The following is a 19,173-nucleotide window of genomic DNA, read 5'->3' as shown; positions in this document are numbered from 1 at the left end:
CGGCTGTCGGCGACCCGGGCTCGCCGGGTCGCCGACAGCCGCGACCTCGGCGGGGGCTACGAGCAGGGGGCTACGAGCGGCGGATCATCTTGTGCGGGGCCGCCTGGGCGACCGGCTTGACGGTCACGGTGTCGAGGTCCACGTGGTGCGGCAGGTTCACCGCGAAGGCGCACACCTGGGCGACGTCCTCGGCGGTGAGGGGCTTGTCCACGCCCGCGTAGACCTGCTCCGCGGCCTGCTGGTCCCCGCCGAGGCGGTTGAGCGAGAACTCGGGGGTGTGCACGAGGCCCGGGGCGATCTCGACCACGCGCACGTTGTGCTCGGCCTCCTCGAGCCGCAGCGCCTCCGTCATGGCCCGCTGGGCGTACTTCGCGGCGTTGTAGCCGCCGCCGCCCTCGTAGGCCCGGTGCGCCGCGAGGGACGTGAGGTTCAGGACGGTGCCCTCGCCGTTCTCGCGCAGGGCGGGGAGGAAGGCCCGGGTCAGGCGCATCGTGCCGAGCACGTTGACCTGGTACATCCACTCCCAGTCCTCGGTGCCGGCCTCGGCCACCCGGTCGGTGCCGCGGGCGCCGCCGGAGATGTTGAGCAGCGCGTCCACGCGGCCCTGCTCCTCCAGCACCTGGTCCCGGAGGGCGTCCACGTCGGCGTCCGAGGTGACGTCGCACGGGGCGGGGATGGCTCCCGTCTCCCGGGCCAGCGCCTCCAGGCGCTCGGCGCGGCGGGCCACCGCGTAGACGGTCCAGCCGCTGCGGCGCAGCTCGCGCGCGGTGGCCTCCCCGATGCCGGTCGAGGCGCCGGTGACGACGGCGACCCGGCCGGTGTGCGTGTGCGGACTCTGCTGATCGGTCATGGGCCCCACGCTAGCCGGGCACCGGGCACCGCCCAAGGACCGGGGCGTCGGGGCCCGCCCCGGGGCTCGTGAGAGACTGGTCCGCATGGCTGACAACACGCAGGGCACAGACACGCCCGGAACCGCACCGGAGACCACGCCCGCCACCACGCCCGTGACCGTTCCCGAGAAGCCCGCGCTGGAGGGTCTGGAGCAGAAGTACTCGCGCACGTGGCGCGAGGAGGGCACCTACGCGTTCGACGAGGACACGACCCGCGAGCAGGTCTACTCGATCGATACTCCCCCGCCGACCGCCTCCGGCTCCCTGCACGTCGGCCACATGTTCTCCTACACGCAGACCGACGTGATCGCCCGGTTCCAGCGGATGAGCGGCAAGAACGTGTTCTATCCGCTGGGCTGGGACGACAACGGGCTGCCCACCGAGCGCCGCGTGCAGAACTACTACGGCGTGCGCTGCGACCCCACCCGGCCCTATGTGGAGGGCTACCGCCCGCCGGAGAAGCCTGCGAAGAACCAGCGCGACTGGGACGTGGTCTCCCGCAGGAACTTCATCGAGCTGTGCGAGGAGCTGGCGGTCGAGGACGAGAAGGTCTTCGAGCACCTGTTCTCCACGCTGGGCCTGTCCGTGGACTGGACCCGCACCTACCGCACCATCGACGCCCGCTCGCGGGCGGTCTCCCAGCGCGCCTTCCTCCAGGACCTCGAGGCCGGCAACGCCTACATGGCCGAGGCCCCCACCCTGTGGGACGTCACCTTCCGCACGGCGGTCGCCCAGGCCGAGCTCGAGGACCGGGAGCGCGAGGGGACCTACCACCGCGTGGCCTTCCACCGTCCCGACGGCGAGCCGGTGCACATCGAGACCACCCGCCCCGAGCTGCTGCCGGCGTGCGTGGCCCTCGTGGCTCACCCCGACGACGAGCGGTACCAGCCGCTGTTCGGCACCACGGTGCGCTCCCCGCTGTTCGACGTCGAGGTCGAGGTCCGGGCGCACCCTTTGGCCAAGCCGGACAAGGGCTCCGGGATCGCCATGATCTGCACCTTCGGCGACCTCACCGACGTCACCTGGTGGCGGGAGCTGGACCTGCCCACCCGCGCGCTGATCGGCCGCGACGGCCGCTTCGCGGGCGAGACCCCCGAGTGGATCGCCGCCGGCGCCCCGGCCGAGCACTACGCCGAGGTGGCCGGCAAGACCGTGTTCTCCGCCCAGCAGGCCGTCGTGGAGATGCTCCGCGCGTCCGGGGACCTGGCGGGCGAGCCCCGGAAGGTCATGCACCCGGTGAACTTCTACGAGAAGGGCGACAAGCCCCTCGAGGTCGTGACCTCCCGCCAGTGGTACATCCGCAACGGCGGCCGCGACGCCGATCGGCGCGAGGCGCTGCTGGCGCGCGGCCGCGAGATGGACTGGCACCCGGCGTTCATGCGCTCCCGGTACGAGAACTGGATCGAGGGCCTGCACGGCGACTGGCTGATCTCCCGCCAGCGCTTCTTCGGGGTGCCGTTCCCGGTCTGGTACCGGCTCGACGGCGACGGCAACCCGGACTACGACGCCCCCGTCCTGCCCGCCCTCGACCAGCTGCCCGTGGACCCGGCCGCCGACCCCGCCCCCGGCTTCGACGAGTCCCAGCGGGACCGGCCGCACGGCTTCACGGGCGACCCGGACGTGCTCGACACCTGGGCCACGTCCTCGCTGACCCCCCAGATCGCCACGGGCTGGGCGTTCGACGAGCGGCTGCACGCCAACACCTTCCCGATGGACCTCCGGCCCCAGGGCCACGACATCATCCGGACCTGGCTGTTCTCCACGGTGGTGCGCTCCGAGTCGCTGGCCGGCACGGTGCCCTGGACCAACACCGCGCTCTCCGGCTGGATCCTCGACCCGGACCGCAAGAAGATGTCCAAGTCCAAGGGCAACGTGGTGGTCCCCACGGAGGTGCTCGAGAACTACGGGGCCGACGCGGTGCGCTACTGGGCCGCGTCCGCCCGCCTGGGCGCGGACACCGCCTACGACGAGGGGCAGATGAAGATCGGCCGCCGGCTGGCCATCAAGCTGCTCAACGCCTCGAAGTTCGTCCTCGCCCAGGGCGTCACCGAGGCCTCCGTGCTCGGCGCCGGGGCGTCCACGGACGTCGTGACCGACCCCGTCGACCGGGCGCTGCTCGCCCAGCTGGGCACGGTCGTGGAGCGCGCCACCCAGGCGTTCCGGGACTACGAGTACGCCCGCGCCCTGCAGCTCACCGAGCAGTTCTTCTGGACCTTCACCGACGACTACGTCGAGCTCGTCAAGGACCGCGCCTACGGCGCCCGCGGGGAGGCCGCGCAGGCGTCCGTGCACGCGGCGCTCGCCACGACCCTCGACGCGCTGCTGCGGCTGTTCGCCCCCGTCCTGCCGTTCGCCACGGACGAGGTCTGGTCCTGGTGGCGCTCCGGCTCCGTGCACCGGGCGGCGTGGCCGAGCGCCGAGGGCTTCGCGGAGGCCGTGGCCGACGCCGACCCGGAGGTGCTCACGACCGTGGGCGAGGCCCTCTCCGGACTGCGCAAGGCGAAGTCCGAGGCCAAGGTCAAGCAGCGCACCGCGGTGCGCTCGGCGACCATCACGGCCTCCCCCGAGGACGTGGCCCGCCTCGAGGCGGGCCTGGGCGACCTCAGGGCCGCGGGCAACGCCGCCGAGCTCGTGCTCGTCGCCGGGCCGGAGGGCCTGGCCGTGCGCGACGTCGAGCTGGTCCCGGCGGAGGAGCCGGCCCGGTAGGGCCGCGCGGAGCGCAGCACGAGGGCCCGGCCGCCGCGGCGGCCGGGCCCTCGTGCGTCCCCGGCGGGTCCGCGCGTGCGGTCCCCGGGGACAGGACTCAGTCGAAGACCGGCTCCGCGGTGCGGGAGCGCTTGAGCTCGAAGAACCCCGGGTAGCCGGCCAGCAGCACGGCGCCGTCGAAGATCCGGCCGGCCTCCTCGCCCGTGGGCGCCGGGGACATGACGGGCCCGAAGAAGGCCGTGCCGTTCACGGCGATCACGGGGGTGCCGACGTCGTCGCCCACCCGGTCCTGCGCCTCCTTCTGCGAGGCCCGGACCAGGTCGTCCCAGCGGTCGGTGTCCGCGGCGGCGGCCAGCCCGGCCGGGAGGCCGACCTCGGCCAGGGACTCGGCGATCACGACGCCGAAGTCCTTCTGCCCGCCCGGGTGGAGCCGGGTGCCCATGGCGTCGTAGAGCGCCTTGACGTGCTCGGGGCCGTGCTCCTCACGGGCGGCGACGACCACGCGGACGGGTCCCCACGCCTTCTGCAGGAACGTCCTGTAGTCCTCCGGCAGCTCGTCGCGCCCCTCGTTGAGGACGGCCAGCGACATGATCCGCCAGTCCACCTCGACGTCGCGGACCTTCTCCACCTCGAGCATCCAGCGGGAGGTCATCCACGCCCAGGGGCACGCGGGGTCGAACCAGAACTCCACCTTGTCCGTCATCAGCTTCCTCTCGTACGGGCGTCCGCCGGGGGTGGCGGACGCGTCACCGGGTAGAAGCCACGGATCAGGCGGTTTTGTTCCGGTTCTGCTCCTCGCGGATCATCTCGTGGGTGATGACCTCCGGCTCGGCCTGCTTCGCCACGGCCTCCGCGGTCACCAGCACGGCGGCGATGTCGTCCCGGCTGGGGAGCTCGAACATGACGGGCTGGAGCACGTCCTCCAGGATGGCGCGCAGCCCGCGGGCGCCCGTGCCCCGCTTGATCGCGAGCTCGGCGACGGCGGTCAGCGCCTCGGGGTCGAACGTGAGCTCGACCCCGTCCAGCTGGAACATCTTCTTGTACTGCTTCACGAGCGCGTTGCGCGGCTCGGTGAGGATGCGGGCGAGGTCGGCCACCGACAGCTCGCGCAGCGTGGTCACCACGGGCAGGCGGCCGATGAGCTCGGGGATCAGGCCGAACTTCAGCAGGTCCTCCGGCATGACGTCGGCCATCACCTCGTCCCGGGTCCCCGCCTGCTTGAGCTCCGCGCCGAAGCCGATGCTCGTGCGCCCGGCCCGGGACTCCACGATGTCCTCGAGGCCGGCGAACGCCCCGGCCACGACGAACAGGACGTTGGTGGTGTCGATCTGGATGAACTCCTGCTGCGGATGCTTGCGCCCGCCCTGCGGCGGCACCGACGCCACGGTGCCCTCGAGGATCTTCAGCAGCGCCTGCTGCACGCCCTCCCCGGAGACGTCGCGGGTGATCGAGGGGTTCTCGGACTTGCGCGAGATCTTGTCGATCTCGTCGATGTAGATGATGCCCGTCTCGGCCCGCTTGACGTCGTAGTCGGCGGCCTGGATGAGCTTGAGCAGGATGTTCTCGACGTCCTCGCCGACGTAGCCGGCCTCCGTGAGGGACGTGGCGTCCGCGACGGCGAAGGGCACGTCCAGCCGGCGCGCCAGCGACTGCGCCAGGTACGTCTTGCCGGAGCCGGTGGGCCCGACCAGCAGGATGTTGGACTTCGCGATCTCGACGTCCTCGTCACCGGCCGCCGTGGCCAGGGACAGGGGCTTGCCGTTCTCCCCGGCCCGGACCCGCTTGTAGTGGTTGTAGACGGCCACGGCCAGCGCGCGCTTGGCGGTCTCCTGGCCGATCACGTACTGGTGGAGGTGCTGGTAGATCTCGTGGGGCGTGGGGAGCTCCTGCTGCTCGAGGTCCTTGACCTCGCTCAGCTCCTCCTCGATGATCTCGTTGCACAGCTCGATGCACTCGTCGCAGATGTAGACGCGCGGGCCCGCGATGAGCTTGCGGACCTGCTTCTGGCTCTTGCCGCAGAAGGAGCACTTGAGCAGGTCCGCGGTCTCGCCGATGCGCGCCATGAAACAGTCCTCCGGTCGGGTACGGGAAATCCTCGTCCAGGATAGGCGAGGACCGGGCCCCGCCCCAACACCGGGACACCGGGGTGCGGTCGGACGGGCTGCCCGGGTCAGGAGGTGACGGTCGCGGGCTTGTGGATCTTCCGGGACTCCAGGACGTGGTCCACGATCCCGTACTCCTTGGCCGCGGCCGCGGTGAGGATCTTGTCGCGCTCGATGTCCCGGTTGACCTCCTCGGAGGTCTTGCCGGAGTGCAGGGCCAGGGTGTCCTCGAGCCACTCGCGCATGCGCATGATCTCGTTGGCCTGGATCTCGATGTCCGAGGCCTGTCCCCCGCCCTGGCCGGACATGGCCGGCTGGTGGATGAGCACGCGGGCGTTCGGCAGGGCCAGTCGCTTGCCCGGGGTGCCGCCGGCGAGCAGCACCGCGGCCGCCGACGCGGCCTGCCCGAGGCAGACCGTCTGGATCTCGGGCCGGATGAACTGCATCGTGTCGTAGATGGCGGTCATCGCGGTGAACGACCCGCCCGGGGAGTTGATGTACATCGTGATGTCGCGGTCGGCGTCCTGCGCCTCGAGCACGAGCAGCTGGGCCATGACGTCGTCGGCCGAGGCGTCGTCGACCTGGACGCCCAGGAAGATGATCCGGTCCTCGAACAGCTTGGTGTAGGGGTTCTGCCGGCGGTACCCGTAGGGGGTGCGCTCCTCGAAGTCGGGGAGCACGTAGCGGCTGGTGGGCAGGGCGGCCGCGGAACCGGCCGTGGACGAGGGTCCGTGGGTGAAGGTCATGGTTGAGTTCCTCGGAGGTCTGGAAGAGCGTGCCGGGTGGATGGGTGGGACCGCCGAGGTCCTACGCCTGGTCCTTCGTGTCCTGGTCCTTCATGGTCCCGCCGCCACCGGTCATGGACCCGGCCGAGCTGGCGATGTGGTCGAAGAAGCCGTACTCGAGGCCGCGCTGGGCGTCGAACCAGTTGTCGCGGTCGTTGTCCCGCAGGATCGTCTCCAGGGTCTGGCCGGTCTGCTCGGCGGTGAGCTCCGCGAGGCGCTGCTTCATCGACAGGATGAGCTCGGCCTGCACCCGGATGTCCGAGGCCGTGCCGCCCATGCCGCCGGAGGGCTGGTGCATGAGGATGCGGGCGTTCGGGGTGGAGTAGCGCTTGCCCTTGGTGCCCGAGGAGAGCAGGAACTGGCCCATCGAAGCGGCCAGGCCCGTGGCCACGGTCACCACGTCGTTCGGGATGAGCTGCATGGTGTCGTAGATCGCCATGCCGGCGGTGACGGACCCGCCCGGGGAGTTGATGTACAGGAAGATGTCCGCCTGCGGGTCCTCGGCCGAGAGCAGCAGCATCTGCGAGCAGATGAGGTTCGCGTTGTCGTCGCGCACCTCGGAGCCCAGCCAGATGATGCGCTCCTTGAGCAGCCGGTTGTAGACGTAGTCGTCCTGGCCGCCCATCGGGCCGCCGCCCTGCAGGCGCGGTCCGGTGGAGGTTGCGTGGGTCGAGCCGAACGGCGACTCGTGAGCGGAGGTCATGTAACAGTGCCTCTTTCGTCCGTGTGGTCCGGTGATCTCTGAACAGAACACTAGTGCCCGCCCCGGGCCCGGGCCGGTCCGCGTCCGGGTTGTTCGCTGATGGCGCATGGTCGGCGCCGGGGCCCCGCGACGGACGAAGGCGCCGCCGTCCCGGGCGGGACGGCGGCGCCTTCGGGGCGTGCTCAGGAACTCACTTGGCGGAGTCCGGGGAGTCGGCCGACTCGGCGGACTCCGGGGAGTCGCCGGACTCCGGGGACTCGGGCGAGTCCGCGGACTCCTCCTCGGTGCCGGGGGTCGGGGCCGCGGTGGTCTCCTCGGGCTCGACCTCCTCGGCGGGCTCCCCGGCCTGCTCCTCGCCCTGGGGGCGCACGAACTCGGAGAGGTCCACCGTGTTGCCCTCGGTGTCGGTGACCGTCGCGTACTCCAGGACCTTGGCGAGGGCCTTGCGGCGCCGCACCTCGCCCACCATCAGGCCGGCCTGGCCCGAGGAGTCCAGCAGCTGGGCGAACTGGTTCGGGTCCATGCCGTACTGCTGGGACATGTTGATGATGTAGTCGATCAGCTCGGACTGCTCGACGCCGATCTCCTCGGCCTCGGCGACCGCGTCCAGCACGATCTCGTTGCGGAAGGCGTCCTCGGCGTTCTTCTGGACCTCGGCCCGGTGGTCCGGGGTGTCGTGGTCCGCCTCGGCCTGCGGGTTGTCGAAGTGCTGGGCGATCTGCTCGTCGATCACGGCCTGCGGCACGGGGATCTCCACGAGGGCCAGCAGCTTCTCCAGGACCTTGTCGCGGGCCTCGACGCCCTGCTCCACCACGGTGCCCTCGGCGGCCTGCTTCTTCAGGTCCTCCTTGAGCTCCTCGATGGTGTCGAACTCGGAGGCCAGCTGGGCGAACTCGTCGTCGGCCTCGGGCAGCTCGCGCTCCTTGACGGCGGTGACCTTGACCTTGACGGTCGCGTCCTCGCCGCTGTGCTCGCCGCCGGCGAGCTTGGTCTCGAACGTCGCGTCCTCGTCGGCGGAGAGGCCGGTGATGGCCTCGTCCATGCCGTCGAGCATCGTGCCGGCGCCCACCTGGTAGGACAGGTCGTTGGCGGCGTCGACCTCCTCGCCGTCGACCAGGGCGTGAAGGTCGAGGGTGACGAAGTCGCCCTCGGCGGCGGGGCGGTCCACGGTCTTGAGGGTGCCGAAGCGCCCGCGCAGCTCGTCGAGGGCCTTCTGCTCGTCCTCGGCGGAGGCCTCGCGGGCCTCGACCTGGACCTCGAGGCCCTTGTAGTCGGGCAGCTCGATCTCGGGGCGCACCGCCACGTCGATCTCGACCTTGGTGTCCGCCTCGCGGTCGGTCTCGTCGGGCTTCGCGACGACCTCGACCTGGGGCTGGGTCAGCGGGGTGATCTCGTTCTCGGCCAGGGCCTGCTGGAAGAAGGTGTTCAGGCCCTCGTTGAGCGCGTTCTCGACGACGAAGTCGAAGCCCACGCGCTGCTCGATCAGCCGGGCCGGAACCTTGCCGCGGCGGAAGCCGGGGACCTGGATCTGGTTGGCGAGCGAGGTGTAGGTCTGGTCGATGAACGGCTTCAGTTCCGCGAACGGGACGTCCACCACGATCTTGACCTGGGTGGGATTGAGTTTCTCGACGGCGCTCTTCACTTCCGCTGCACTCCTGAGTGGTAGGTCGGTTGGGTCTTCCGGTGCCGTTGCCCGGCCCGGGACAGTCGGGAAGGCGGCTGCCCGGCGGGGCCGGACAACCGCTCCAACGTCGGGGCGACAGGACTCGAACCTGCGATCTCCTGCTCCCAAAGCAGGCGCGCTAGCCACTACGCTACGCCCCGGTACCTGCAGCCTCGGCTGCAACGACTGCGGTCCTGGCAGGTGGAAAACGGTGCACTCACCAGAAACCACCGGCGAGTCTACCGGCTGGGCGGACGGGGCCGCACCTCGGCCCGCCGGGAGCCGCCCGGACGGCCCCGGCGCGATCCGCCGGACGCTGCCCGCGGGGCCGTCCGGCCCTGGGGGATTTGACACTGCGCGCGCCGGGCCGGTTAATGGGATTGGCCTCGACAGAGCGCCCTGTGGGGATGTAGCTCAATGGTAGAGCCTCAGTCTTCCAAACTGATTACGCGGGTTCGATTCCCGTCATCCCCTCGTCGCCCCGAACGCCCCGGTCCCCGGACCGGGGCGTTCGTCGTTCCCGGACCATCCCGCCCGGCGTGCGGCCCGGCCGCCGGGTCCCCGGCCGTGCGCAGGCCCCGGCCGACGGAGGGAGGACGGAGCCTGCTGCTGTCCGGTGGGCGCCGCGAACGCCCGGTCCGCACCGCGGGCCGCCGGCGCGGGGCCTCAGCGGACGAGGCCGACGACCCGCCAGAACCGGCCCCGGTGGGCGTACACGGGCCGCAGGCCCCGGCCGCGCAGCACCGCGAGCATGGCCTCGGGGGAATGGGCGTAGTTGCGGAAGCTCCGCCCCGTGGCCCGGTAGAACGCGTTGAGCAGGGCCAGGGACGCCCGGACCGCCGGGGTGCGGGGCGGGAAGCTGAGGACCAGCAGCCGCCCGGCGTGGTCCGCGGCGGCCGTGAGGAGCCGCTCGTGGTCGGGATAGCAGCACACCACGCGGTGCAGGACCACGACGTCGTGGGGCTCCACCGCACCGGGGTCGGCCGCGATGTCGAGCCGGCGCCGGGTCGTGCGGCCGGCCGTCCCGGCCGCCGCGGCGAGGGCCGAGGCCTCCGCCTCGTAGGAGTCGACGAGCTCGAGGTTCGTGGTGCGGGCCGCGCCGCGGCGCAGCAGCTCGAGCTGGACCTCCCCGACCCCGCCGCCGATCTCCAGCACGCGGGCCCCCTCGATCCCGTGGGCGGCCAGGAAGCCGAGGAGCCGCCGCGTGGTCCGGTCCGGGCCGGTGCGCCGGTACCGGGCGGCGAGGTGGCGGGCGAGCCGGGGCCCGAAGACGCCCTCGTAGGCCCCGGGGCCGCAGCAGCTGCTCATGGGAGCAGGATATCCCCGCCCGGGCCCCGGGTCAGCGCTGGCAGGAGGGGCACCAGTAGAGCGCGCGCCCCTCCAGCTCCCCGGCCGCCACGGGCGTGCCGCACCGGCGGCACGGCAGGCCCTGGCGCTTGTAGACCAGGTGAGCGTGCTCCGGCCAGGCCCGTTCCGCCGGCGTGCCCGGGCGGTCCCCGGGGTCGGTCGTCACGATCCGGCCGAGCCGCACGCCCGTGCGCATGAGGGCCGCGTTCTCCGCCCACAGCGCGAGCAGCACGGGCTCGCCGAGCGCGCGCCCCGGCGTCATCGGGTCCAGTCCGCGCCGGAACAGCGACTCCGCCCGGAAGATGTTGCCGACCCCGGCCACGACCGCCTGGTCCATCAGCAGCGCGCCCACCGGGCGGCGGCTGCGCCGCGCCGCCGCCACGAAGGGGGCTGGGTCCGCGTGCGGGTCGAGCGGGTCCGGTCCCAGGCGCGCCCGGGCCGCCTCGGCCTCGGCACGGGTCTCGAGCACGCACAGCGCGGGTCCGCGCAGGTCGGCCCAGCCCTCGTCCCCGACCAGCCGCACGCGCACCGCCCCCACCGGCGGGGGCGGGACCGGCGGGCCGGCGGAGGGGGCGCCGTCGTCGGGGGCGCCGTCGTCGAGGGCCTCCCGCTCGCCGATCCGGCGGGGGGCCCCGATCGAGGAGGCGCCCCGGAAGCGGTCGGTGCCGCCGAAGCTCCATGCGCCGTAGAGGCCGAGGTGCGAGCGCAGCACGCGGTCCCCGGCGAAGTCGAGGAACAGCTGCTTGCCGTGGGCCCGCGCCGCCTCGAGCACGGCGCCGTCCAGGGCGGCCGCGCCGTCGGCGAAGCGCCCCTGCGGGGAGCTCACGGACAGGGCCTGCCCCACGAAGCAGTCGGCGAACTGGCGGGCGAGCCGGTGGACCGAGTGGCCCTCCGGCACTCAGGCCTCCCGGGCGGCCGGGAAATCGCGCGGGCGCAGCTCCTCCAGCCTGCCGGCGACGGTGCCGGTGGTCTCGTACTCGGCGATCTGCGCGATGCGCCGCTCGTGGCGCTCCTCCCCGGAGAAGGGCTCCGCGAGGAACGCCTGCACGATCTCCAGCGCCTCCTCCCGGGGGTGCTGGCGGCCTCCGACCGCCACGACCTGGGCGTCGTTGTGCTGGCGCGCGAGCCGGGCGGTGTCGAGGTTCCAGGCCAGGGCCGCCCGGATGCCCGCGACCTTGTTCGCGGCGATCTGCTCGCCGTTGCCCGATCCGCCCAGCACGATGCCGAGGGAGTCGAGACCGGCGTCCCGGTCCGCCCGGACCGCGCGCGCGGCGCTGATGCAGAACGCGGGGTAGTCGTCGAGGGCGTCGTACTCGGCGGGGCCGTGGTCGACGAGGTCGTAGCCGGCGGCGACGAGCTCCTCCACGAGGAAGCGGGAGAGGTCCAGTCCGGCGTGGTCGGTGGCGATGTGGACGCGCATGGGCGGCGTGCTCCTGGGATGTCGCGGGAACGGGGCGGGGTCGTGGCGCAGGGCCCGCGGAGGCGGACCGGCCGCCCTCCAGCGTAGTGGGTGCCGCGGCGGCCGGGGCGGACACCGCAGGGCCTCCCGGGACGGCCCGGACCCGGCTGACATAATGGGACGATCCGCCGCGGCCCACCGGCCGCGGACGCCCGATCACGACCCCGATCACGACCCCGACCCCGACCCCGACCCCGACCCCGACCCCGACCCCGACCCCGACCCCGACGAGAGGACGGCACTGAAGTGCCCGGAACCAACCTGACCCGCCAGGAGGCGGCCGCGCGGGCCGAGACCGTGGCGGTGGACGCCTACGACGTGGTCCTCGACCTGACCCGCGGCGAGCGCGTCTTCCGCTCCACGACCACCGTGCGCTTCCGGGCGACCCCGGGCGCCACGACGTTCATCGACGCGATCACCGACGCCGTGCACTCCGTGGTGCTCAACGGCACGCGGCTCGAGCCCGCCGAGGTCTCGGACGGCGTGCGGATCCAGCTGCCCGGGCTCGCCGGGGAGAACGTGCTGACGGTCGAGTCGGACTGCCGGTACATGAACACCGGCGAGGGCCTGCACCGCTTCGTGGACCCGGTCGACGACGAGGTGTACCTCTACACCCAGTTCGAGGTGGCGGACACCCGGCGGATGTTCGCCGTGTTCGAGCAGCCGGACCTCAAGGCGCGCTTCGCGTTCACGGTCACGGCCCCCGCGCACTGGACGGTGGTCTCGACCCAGCCCACCCCGGAGCCCGTCCCCGCCGGCGAGGGCGCCGCCACGTGGTCCTTCACCCCCACCCCCGTGGTCCCCTGCTACGTCACGGCGCTGATCGCCGGCCCGTACGCGTCGGTGCACGACGAGCTCACCAGCGCCGACGGCCGCACGATCCCCCTGGGCCTGTACGCCCGGCGCTCGCTCATGGAGCACGTCGAGGCGGAGGAGATGTTCGGCGTCACCAAGCAGGGCTTCGAGTTCTACGAGGCGCAGTTCGGCGTGCCCTATCCGTTCGAGAAGTACGACCAGCTGTTCGTCCCCCAGTTCAACGCCGGGGCCATGGAGAACGCCGGCGCGGTGACCTTCGTGGAGCTCTACGTCTTCCGCTCCCGGCCCACGCAGGCCCGGGTGGAGCGGCGGGCCGTCACGATCCTGCACGAGCTCGCCCACATGTGGTTCGGCGACTTCGTGACCATGCGCTGGTGGAACGACCTGTGGCTCAACGAGTCCTTCGCGGAGTTCATGTCCACGCTCGCCGCGGCGGAGAACACCCGCTGGACCGACGCGTGGACCACGTTCGCCGCCGGGGAGAAGTCCTGGGGCTACGAGCAGGACCAGCTGCCCACCACGCACCCCATCGAGGCCGAGATCCGCGACCTCGAGGACGTGCTGGTGAACTTCGACGGGATCACCTACGCCAAGGGCGCCTCGGTGCTCAAGCAGCTGGTGGCCTGGGTGGGCCAGGAGCAGTTCATGGCCGGGCTGAACCGGTACTTCCGCGAGCACGCCTGGGGCAGCACCGAGCTGCGCGACCTCATGGTCCAGCTCGAGGAGGCCAGCGGCCGGGACCTCGACGGGTGGGCCGCGAAGTGGCTGGGGACCGCCGGCGTGAACACGCTGAGCCCGGCCCTGGAGACCGACCAGGACGGGATCATCCGCGCCTTCCGGATCGAGCAGACGGCGCCCGCGGAGCACCCCACGCTGCGCCCGCACCGCCTGGCCGTGGGCTTCTACGACCACGACGCGGAGCAGGGCAAGCTCGTGCGCACCCACCGGGTGGAGCTCGACGTGGACGGCGCGTCCACGGAGGTGCCCGAGCTGGTGGGCCGGGAGCTGCCGGACCTCGTGCTGCTCAACGACGACGACCTCGCCTACGCGAAGATCCGGCTCGACGAGTGCTCCCTGGACACCGCCCTCACCCACCTGAAGAACTTCGAGGACCCGCTCCCGCGCGCCCTCGTCCAGGCCTCCGTGTGGGACGGCGTGCACGACGGCGAGACGCCCGCCCGCCGCTACGTGGAGCTCGTGCTGGGCAACATCGCCCACGAGACGTCCTCGACCGGCATCCAGGTGCAGCTGCACCAGCTCGACACCGTGCTGGACGGCTACGTGGCGGAGCCCGTGCGCGGGACCACCGTGCGCACCGCCGCCGACCGGCTCCGGCGGCTCACCGAGGAGGCGGCCGCCGGGTCCGACCAGCAGCTGCAGTTCCTGAAGGCCTTCGCCCGGCACGCCCGCACCGGGGAGCAGCTCGACGTCCTCGAGCAGCTCCTCGACGGCCGGGGCTCCCTGCCGGGCCTGGCGCTGGACACCGACCTGCGCTGGAGCCTGCTCACCGCGCTGTGCGCCGGCGGGCGCCTCGGCGACGCGGACGTGGACGCGATGCTCGCCCGGGACAACACCGAGAACGGCGCGATCGCGGCCGCCCGCGCCCGGGCGTCGATCCCCACGGCCGAGGCCAAGGCCCGGGCCTGGCAGCAGATCGTGGTGGACGGGTCGCTGCCCAACTCGATCCAGGACGCGGCGATCGACGGGTTCCGCACGGCCGCCGACACGGCCCTGCTCGCCCCGTACGTCGAGCAGTACTTCGCGGCGATCCCGGAGGTCTGGCGCACCCGCACCCACGAGCTCGCCCAGCAGATCGCGACCGGCATGTACCCGAACATCCCCACCCAGGAGACGGTCGACGCCACGGACGCCTTCCTCGCGGACCTGCCCGGGGATCTGCACGGGCTCCGCCGGCTCGTGCTCGAGCAGCGCGACGCGACCGCGCGCGCGGTCCGCGCGCAGGCCGTGGACGCCGCCTACCAGGCGGTGCGCGCGTGAGCGGCGAGCAGCGACGGCCCGGTCCCGGCGAGGACGGTCCCGGCGGGCACGGCCCCGGTGGGCACGCTCCCGGTGGGCACGCTCCCGGCGGTCCCGGCCCGACGCCCCCGGCCGGTGCGGACCCGCGGACCGACCCCGCCGCCGCGGCCCCGCCCGGGGCGCGGTCCTTCGCCGTGGGGGCCCCGCTCTCCCAGCTGCGCCGCCCGGTGCCGCAGGTCGGCGACGAGCGGCAGCAGGCCGAGGCGGGCACGTCGTCGTCGTTCTACGAGCAGGTGGGCGGGCACGAGACGTTCGTGAAGCTCGTGCACGAGTTCTACGCCCGGGTGGCCCAGGACGAACGGTTCCGGGCGCTCTACCCGGAGGACGACCTCGGCCCCGCCGAGGAGCGGCTGCGGATGTTCCTCGAGCAGTACTGGGGCGGGCCGACCACCTACTCGGAGCGGCGCGGGCACCCGCGGCTGCGGATGCGGCACATGCCGTTCCCCGTGGACACCTGGGCGCGCGAGACGTGGCTGACGCACATGCGCGCGGCCCTGGACACCCTGGAGCTGTCCCCGCTGCACGACGGGATCATCTGGGACTACTTCGACCGCGCTGCCCACGCGATGGTCAACCGGCCCGGCTGAGCCGGCCCCGCGCCGGCCTCAGCGCTTGGCGAGGACGTGCCCGCCGGGGGTGCTCAGGCGCACCCAGCGGCCGTTCTCGGCCACGGCGACCGCCGTGCCGGGGCGCAGGAAGCCGAGGGAGTACGCGGCGAACGCCGCGCCGTCCGGCGGCGGCGCCCCGGTGAGGCGTCCCGCGAGGGGCTCCGCCCACCCGGACGAGCGGCCCCAGACCTGCGAGCGCACGGTGTCGACGACGGCGGCCCCCGCGTCCGTGGGCACCGTCCGCGCGACCTCGGCGATCCCGGCCCGGGCGGCCTCGCGCAGCTCGTCCCCGGCGACGTCCCCCACCGGCGCCCACCCGCTCAGCGGCGGGGCGATCCCCGCCCAGGAGACGGTCGCGTCCATCGGGGGCAGCCCCACGTCCGTGGCGTCCTGGTCCTGGCGCGGCATCCGGTCGAGGACGCCGCCGAGCGGGACGGTGACGTCCAGGGACTGCTCCCGGGCCAGCGCCGCGGTGCGCAGGCCCAGCACCGTGGGCGTGCTGTCGAGCAGGCCGTGCGGTTCGAGGACGCACACGTAGACGCCCAGGGCACGCCCGCGCGCCTGGAAGCGCACCGCGCCCTGGGGGTCCACGCCGCGGGCGCGGGACAGGTAGGTCCGCAGGTCGGCGACGTCCCGCGGGTCCGTCAGGGGAAGGGAGCGGCTCACGGGGCTCAGGCCTCGGCGGGGACGGGCCGGCGGGCGAAGCGGGTCGGGGCGTCCGACCACAGGCCGAGCGCGCTCCGCGGCGTCTCGTCGAGGCGCACGGGACGTCCGGTGGCCCGGTCGATCACCACGACCACGGTCTGGGCCACGGCGTAGACCCGGGAGCCGTCCTCCTCCTGGACCGCGTAGTCCAGCACGAAGCTCGACCCGCCCACGGAGGAGACCCACACGCGCACGAACACCGGCTCGGGGCGGTACAGCAGCTGTTGCGTGTACTCGACCTCCTGCCGGCCGATCACGGTCATCCGGTCGCCCAGCAGGGAGCGGAACGTGGCGTCCGCGGGCGCACCGGCCACCGCGTCCCCGGGCAGCGGGCGGGCCATGAGCCGGACGCGGGCGTCCTCCAGGTACTGGAGCATCGTGACGTTGTTGACGTGGCCGTAGCTGTCGATGTCGCCGAAGCGCATCTGGATGGGGATCAGCAGCGAAGACATGCCCCCCATCCCATCACACCGCGCCCCGCCGGTCGCGCCGCGGCGCGACCGGCGTCCTGGCTAGAGTGAGGCCCATGACCTACAGCCCCATCCCGGACCCCACGCAGGCCCTGCTCGACATGCTCGACCTCGCGGACGGGGGTGGCGCCCGCACCCTCGAGGACATCTACGTGGGCCACTCCATCTCCCCCGCACGCGGCCGGGTCTACGGCGGGCAGGTCCTGGCGCAGGCGGTGACCGCCGCGATGCGCACGGTGGAGCCGGAGCGGATCATCCACTCCCTGCACGCGTACTTCCTGCGCGCCGGGGACGTGTCCCGGCCGATCACCTTCGGGGTGGAGCGGATCCGGGACGGCCGGTCCTTCTCCGCCCGCCGCGTGCACGCCTACCAGGAGGGGCGGGCCATCCTCTCGGCCATCGCGTCCTTCCAGGTACCGGCCCGGGGCCTGGACCACCAGGACGAGTGCCCGCAGAACCTGCCGGACCCGGAGTCCCTGCCGAGCGCCGTGGAGCTGCTGGGCCACGTCGACGCCCCCGAGGCGCAGGCGATCGCCCACGAGCGGCCCTTCGACATGCGCTACATCACCGAGCCGATCTACTTCAAGCCGGACTCCCGCGGCGAGCCGTTCAACGCGGTGTGGATCAAGACCCTCAAGCCCCTGCCGGACGACCCGAACGTGCACCGCGCCGCGCTCGCCTACGCGAGCGACTACACCCTGCTCGAGCCCATCCTCCGGCTGCACGGCAAGACGTGGATCGAGCCGGGCATGAACATCGCCTCGCTCGACCACGCCATGTGGTGGCACCGGGAGGCCCGCGCCGACGAGTGGCTGCTCTACGTGCAGTCCTCCCCCAACGCGTCCTCGGCCCGCGGCCTCGGGGTGGGCCGGATGTTCTCCCGGGACGGGCGGCTCGTGGCCACCACCGCCCAGGAGGGCATGATGCGCTTCCCCGAGTTCGCCTAGCCGCACCGGAGCACGACGAAGGGGCCCGTCCGGCGGGAGAGAACGGTTCTCTCCCGCCGGACGGGCCCCTTCGGTGCCGTCGAGGAGTCCGGGCGCGGCCCGGCTCCGCGTCAGTCGCGGGTGAGCCGGCGGTGGGTGACGCGGTGCGGCCGCGCGGCGTCGGCGCCGAGGCGCTCCACCTTGTTGGCCTCGTAGGACTCGAAGTTGCCCTCGAACCAGTACCACCGGTCCGGCTCCTCCTCGGTGCCCTCCCACGCGAGGATGTGGGTGGCGACCCGGTCGAGGAACCACCGGTCGTGGGAGACCACCACGGCGCAGCCCGGGAACTCCAGCAGGGCGTTCTCCAGCGAGCCGAGGGTCTCGACGTCGAGGTCGTTGGTGGGCTCGTCGAGCAGCAGCAGGTTGCCGCCCTGCTTGAGGGTCAGGGCCAGGTTCAGCCGGTTGCGCTCACCGCCGGAGAGCACCCCCGCCTTCTTCTGCTGGTCGGGGCCCTTGAACCCGAACGCGGAGACGTACGCGCGCGAGGGCATCTCCACGTTGCCGACGTTGATGTAGTCGAGGCCGTCCGAGACGACCTCCCACAGCGACTTGTTGGCGTCGAGGTTCGCGCGGTTCTGGTCCACGTAGGAAATCTTGACGGAGTCGCCGATCCGCAGCTCCCCGCCGTCCAGCTCCTCGAGGCCCACGATGGTCTTGAACAGGGTCGACTTGCCGACGCCGTTGGGGCCGATGACGCCCACGATGCCGTTGCGCGGCAGGGAGAAGGACAGCCCCTTGATGAGGCTGCGGTCCCCGAAGCCCTTCTGCAGGTCCTTCGCCTCGATCACGAGGTTGCCCAGGCGGGGACCCGGCGGGATCTGGATCTCCTCGAAGTCCAGCTTGCGGGTCTTCTCGGCCTCGGCGGCCATCTCCTCGTAGCGGGCCAGGCGGGCCTTCGACTTCGCCTGGCGGCCCTTGGCGTTGGAGCGCACCCACTCGAGCTCGTCGGCCAGGCGCCTGGCCTGCTTGGCGTCCTTCTTGCCCTGCACCTCCATGCGGGCGCGCTTGGTCTCGAGGTAGGCCGAGTAGTTGCCCTCGTAGCCGTACAGCCGGCCGCGGTCGACCTCACAGATCCACTCGGCCACGTGGTCGAGGAAGTACCGGTCGTGGGTCACGGCCATGACGGCGCCGTGGTAGTCCTTCAGGTGCTGCTCGAGCCACAGCACGGACTCGGCGTCGAGGTGGTTGGTGGGCTCGTCCAGCAGCAGGAGGTCCGGCTTCTGCAGCAGCAGCTTGCACAGGGCCACGCGGCGGCGCTCGCCACCGGAGAGGACCTTGACGTCGGTGTCCGGCGGCGGGCAGCGCAGGGCGTCCATCGCCTGCTCCAGCTGGGAGTCGAGGTCCCAGGCGTTGGCGGCGTCGATGTCCTCCTGGAGCTTGCCCATCTCCTCCATGAGGGAGTCGAAGTCGGCGTCCGGCTGGGCCATCTCCTCGGAGATCGCGTTGAAGCGGTCGACCTTGGCCTTGATCTCGCCCACGCCCTCCTCGACGTTGCCGAGGACGGTCTTCTCCTCGTTCAGCGGCGGCTCCTGCAGCAGGATGCCGACGGTGTAGCCGGGGCTGAGCCTCGCCTCTCCGTTGGAGGGCTGGTCGAGGCCGGCCATGATCTTGAGGATGGTGGACTTGCCGGCCCCGTTGGGCCCCACGACGCCGATCTTCGCGCCGGGGTAGAACGACATGGTGACGTCGTCCAGGATGACTTTGTCGCCCACGGTCTTGCGGGCCTTGGACATTGTGTAGATGAATTCCGCCATGCCCTCAAGGCTACCCCGCTCCGCGGCGGCCCACGGGCGGGGACGGAGCGGGGACGGCGGCCCCGCTCCGTCCCTCGGACACCAGGGCGGCCCCGCGGTCCGTTCCGTCCCCGGAACACCGGGGCGGCCCCGCCCGGGCGGC

16 protein-coding genes and 2 tRNA genes are annotated in these 19,173 nt (G+C 72.6%); 5 read left to right on the top strand and 13 right to left on the bottom strand.

Annotated elements, in window-relative coordinates:
• Nucleotides 1-70: 70 nt before the first annotated feature.
• On the bottom strand, nt 71-850 hold the full coding sequence (locus tag AVL61_RS09925) for an SDR family oxidoreductase (protein ID WP_058874180.1): 780 nt from the start codon (nt 848-850) through the stop codon (nt 71-73).
• An 85-nt stretch (nt 851-935) separates the two neighbouring features.
• Between AVL61_RS09925 and valS the strand changes: the two genes are divergently transcribed.
• Nucleotides 936-3,596 (top strand): valine--tRNA ligase, encoded by a 2,661-nt coding sequence (valS, locus tag AVL61_RS09920; protein WP_058874179.1) that lies wholly within the window; start codon nt 936-938, stop codon nt 3,594-3,596.
• A 97-nt stretch (nt 3,597-3,693) separates the two neighbouring features.
• On the opposite strand, the gene AVL61_RS09915 is transcribed toward valS, so the two are convergent.
• The 6 genes from AVL61_RS09915 to AVL61_RS09890 form a co-directional block, all read right to left on the bottom strand.
• On the bottom strand, nt 3,694-4,299 hold the full coding sequence (locus AVL61_RS09915) for a mycothiol-dependent nitroreductase Rv2466c family protein (RefSeq protein WP_058874178.1): 606 nt from the start codon (nt 4,297-4,299) through the stop codon (nt 3,694-3,696).
• A gap of 64 nt (nt 4,300-4,363) precedes the next feature.
• Complete coding sequence (gene clpX, locus AVL61_RS09910) at nt 4,364-5,659, bottom strand: ATP-dependent Clp protease ATP-binding subunit ClpX (protein ID WP_058874177.1); 1,296 nt, start codon at nt 5,657-5,659, stop codon at nt 4,364-4,366.
• Nucleotides 5,660-5,766: 107 nt separating this feature from the next.
• On the bottom strand, nt 5,767-6,444 hold the full coding sequence (locus AVL61_RS09905) for an ATP-dependent Clp protease proteolytic subunit (RefSeq protein ID WP_058874176.1): 678 nt from the start codon (nt 6,442-6,444) through the stop codon (nt 5,767-5,769).
• Nucleotides 6,445-6,505: 61 nt separating this feature from the next.
• The gene (locus tag AVL61_RS09900; RefSeq protein ID WP_058874175.1) at nt 6,506-7,186 is read right to left on the bottom strand and encodes an ATP-dependent Clp protease proteolytic subunit; all 681 of its coding nucleotides are present in this window, start codon (nt 7,184-7,186) and stop codon (nt 6,506-6,508) included.
• Between the two features lie 190 nt (nt 7,187-7,376).
• Complete coding sequence (gene tig, locus AVL61_RS09895) at nt 7,377-8,828, bottom strand: trigger factor (RefSeq protein WP_058874174.1); 1,452 nt, start codon at nt 8,826-8,828, stop codon at nt 7,377-7,379.
• Nucleotides 8,829-8,937: 109 nt separating this feature from the next.
• Nucleotides 8,938-9,010: transfer RNA gene (locus AVL61_RS09890), tRNA-Pro, on the bottom strand.
• A gap of 242 nt (nt 9,011-9,252) precedes the next feature.
• Here AVL61_RS09890 and AVL61_RS09885 point away from each other — a divergent pair.
• Nucleotides 9,253-9,323: transfer RNA gene (locus tag AVL61_RS09885), tRNA-Gly, on the top strand.
• Nucleotides 9,324-9,515: 192 nt separating this feature from the next.
• On the opposite strand, the gene AVL61_RS09880 is transcribed toward AVL61_RS09885, so the two are convergent.
• Genes AVL61_RS09880 through AVL61_RS09870 form a run of 3 tightly spaced genes read right to left on the bottom strand, consistent with a single transcriptional unit; the run spans nt 9,516 to nt 11,616 of the window.
• Complete coding sequence (locus AVL61_RS09880; RefSeq protein ID WP_058874173.1) at nt 9,516-10,157, bottom strand: methyltransferase domain-containing protein; 642 nt, start codon at nt 10,155-10,157, stop codon at nt 9,516-9,518.
• A gap of 31 nt (nt 10,158-10,188) precedes the next feature.
• Nucleotides 10,189-11,094, bottom strand: a complete 906-nt coding sequence (locus tag AVL61_RS09875) for an Fpg/Nei family DNA glycosylase (protein ID WP_058874172.1) — start codon at nt 11,092-11,094, stop codon at nt 10,189-10,191.
• Nucleotides 11,095-11,616 carry a ribose-5-phosphate isomerase gene (locus tag AVL61_RS09870; protein WP_058874171.1) on the bottom strand — a complete coding sequence of 174 codons (522 nt, stop codon included), beginning with the start codon at nt 11,614-11,616 and terminating at the stop codon, nt 11,095-11,097. It lies immediately after the preceding gene.
• A 285-nt stretch (nt 11,617-11,901) separates the two neighbouring features.
• Here AVL61_RS09870 and pepN point away from each other — a divergent pair, with 285 nt between their 5' ends.
• Nucleotides 11,902-14,469, top strand: a complete 2,568-nt coding sequence (gene pepN, locus AVL61_RS09865) for an aminopeptidase N (RefSeq protein WP_058874170.1) — start codon at nt 11,902-11,904, stop codon at nt 14,467-14,469.
• A 194-nt stretch (nt 14,470-14,663) separates the two neighbouring features.
• Entirely contained in the window at nt 14,664-15,095 is a 432-nt protein-coding gene (locus AVL61_RS09860) for a globin (RefSeq protein WP_408669419.1), read from the top strand.
• A gap of 18 nt (nt 15,096-15,113) precedes the next feature.
• On the opposite strand, the gene AVL61_RS09855 is transcribed toward AVL61_RS09860, so the two are convergent.
• Both AVL61_RS09855 and AVL61_RS09850 read right to left on the bottom strand, forming a co-directional pair.
• Nucleotides 15,114-15,782, bottom strand: a complete 669-nt coding sequence (locus tag AVL61_RS09855) for a DUF8185 domain-containing protein (RefSeq protein ID WP_058874169.1) — start codon at nt 15,780-15,782, stop codon at nt 15,114-15,116.
• A 5-nt stretch (nt 15,783-15,787) separates the two neighbouring features.
• On the bottom strand, nt 15,788-16,273 hold the full coding sequence (locus AVL61_RS09850; protein ID WP_058874185.1) for an acyl-CoA thioesterase: 486 nt from the start codon (nt 16,271-16,273) through the stop codon (nt 15,788-15,790).
• Nucleotides 16,274-16,347: 74 nt separating this feature from the next.
• Between AVL61_RS09850 and AVL61_RS09845 the strand changes: the two genes are divergently transcribed.
• On the top strand, nt 16,348-17,238 hold the full coding sequence (locus tag AVL61_RS09845; RefSeq protein ID WP_058874168.1) for an acyl-CoA thioesterase: 891 nt from the start codon (nt 16,348-16,350) through the stop codon (nt 17,236-17,238).
• A gap of 110 nt (nt 17,239-17,348) precedes the next feature.
• Here AVL61_RS09845 and ettA read toward each other — a convergent pair whose 3' ends face one another.
• A complete protein-coding gene (ettA, locus tag AVL61_RS09840) occupies nt 17,349-19,031 on the bottom strand; it encodes an energy-dependent translational throttle protein EttA (protein ID WP_058874167.1) in 1,683 nt (560 codons plus the stop codon).
• Nucleotides 19,032-19,173: the final 142 nt, after the last annotated feature.

The sequence above is a fragment of the Kocuria rosea subsp. polaris genome, assembly GCF_001483755.1.
Taxonomy (GTDB): domain Bacteria; phylum Actinomycetota; class Actinomycetes; order Actinomycetales; family Micrococcaceae; genus Kocuria; species Kocuria cellulosilytica.
Note: the sequence above shows the minus strand (reverse complement) of the source record. Positions and strands in the feature narration are given on the sequence as shown.

What these genes read in the sequence shown, in the direction of transcription:
- AVL61_RS09880 (WP_058874173.1), bottom strand. Translation starts at nt 10,157, where the DNA reads ATGAGCAGCTGCTGCGGCCCCGGGGCCTACGAGGGCGTCTTCGGGCCC.
- valS (WP_058874179.1), top strand. Translation starts at nt 936, where the DNA reads ATGGCTGACAACACGCAGGGCACAGACACGCCCGGAACCGCACCGGAG.
- ettA (WP_058874167.1), bottom strand. Translation starts at nt 19,031, where the DNA reads ATGGCGGAATTCATCTACACAATGTCCAAGGCCCGCAAGACCGTGGGC.
- AVL61_RS09850 (WP_058874185.1), bottom strand. Translation starts at nt 16,273, where the DNA reads ATGTCTTCGCTGCTGATCCCCATCCAGATGCGCTTCGGCGACATCGAC.
- AVL61_RS09905 (WP_058874176.1), bottom strand. Translation starts at nt 6,444, where the DNA reads ATGACCTTCACCCACGGACCCTCGTCCACGGCCGGTTCCGCGGCCGCC.
- AVL61_RS09900 (WP_058874175.1), bottom strand. Translation starts at nt 7,186, where the DNA reads ATGACCTCCGCTCACGAGTCGCCGTTCGGCTCGACCCACGCAACCTCC.
- clpX (WP_058874177.1), bottom strand. Translation starts at nt 5,659, where the DNA reads ATGGCGCGCATCGGCGAGACCGCGGACCTGCTCAAGTGCTCCTTCTGC.
- AVL61_RS09870 (WP_058874171.1), bottom strand. Translation starts at nt 11,616, where the DNA reads ATGCGCGTCCACATCGCCACCGACCACGCCGGACTGGACCTCTCCCGC.
- AVL61_RS09925 (WP_058874180.1), bottom strand. Translation starts at nt 850, where the DNA reads ATGACCGATCAGCAGAGTCCGCACACGCACACCGGCCGGGTCGCCGTC.
- AVL61_RS09915 (WP_058874178.1), bottom strand. Translation starts at nt 4,299, where the DNA reads ATGACGGACAAGGTGGAGTTCTGGTTCGACCCCGCGTGCCCCTGGGCG.
- AVL61_RS09845 (WP_058874168.1), top strand. Translation starts at nt 16,348, where the DNA reads ATGACCTACAGCCCCATCCCGGACCCCACGCAGGCCCTGCTCGACATG.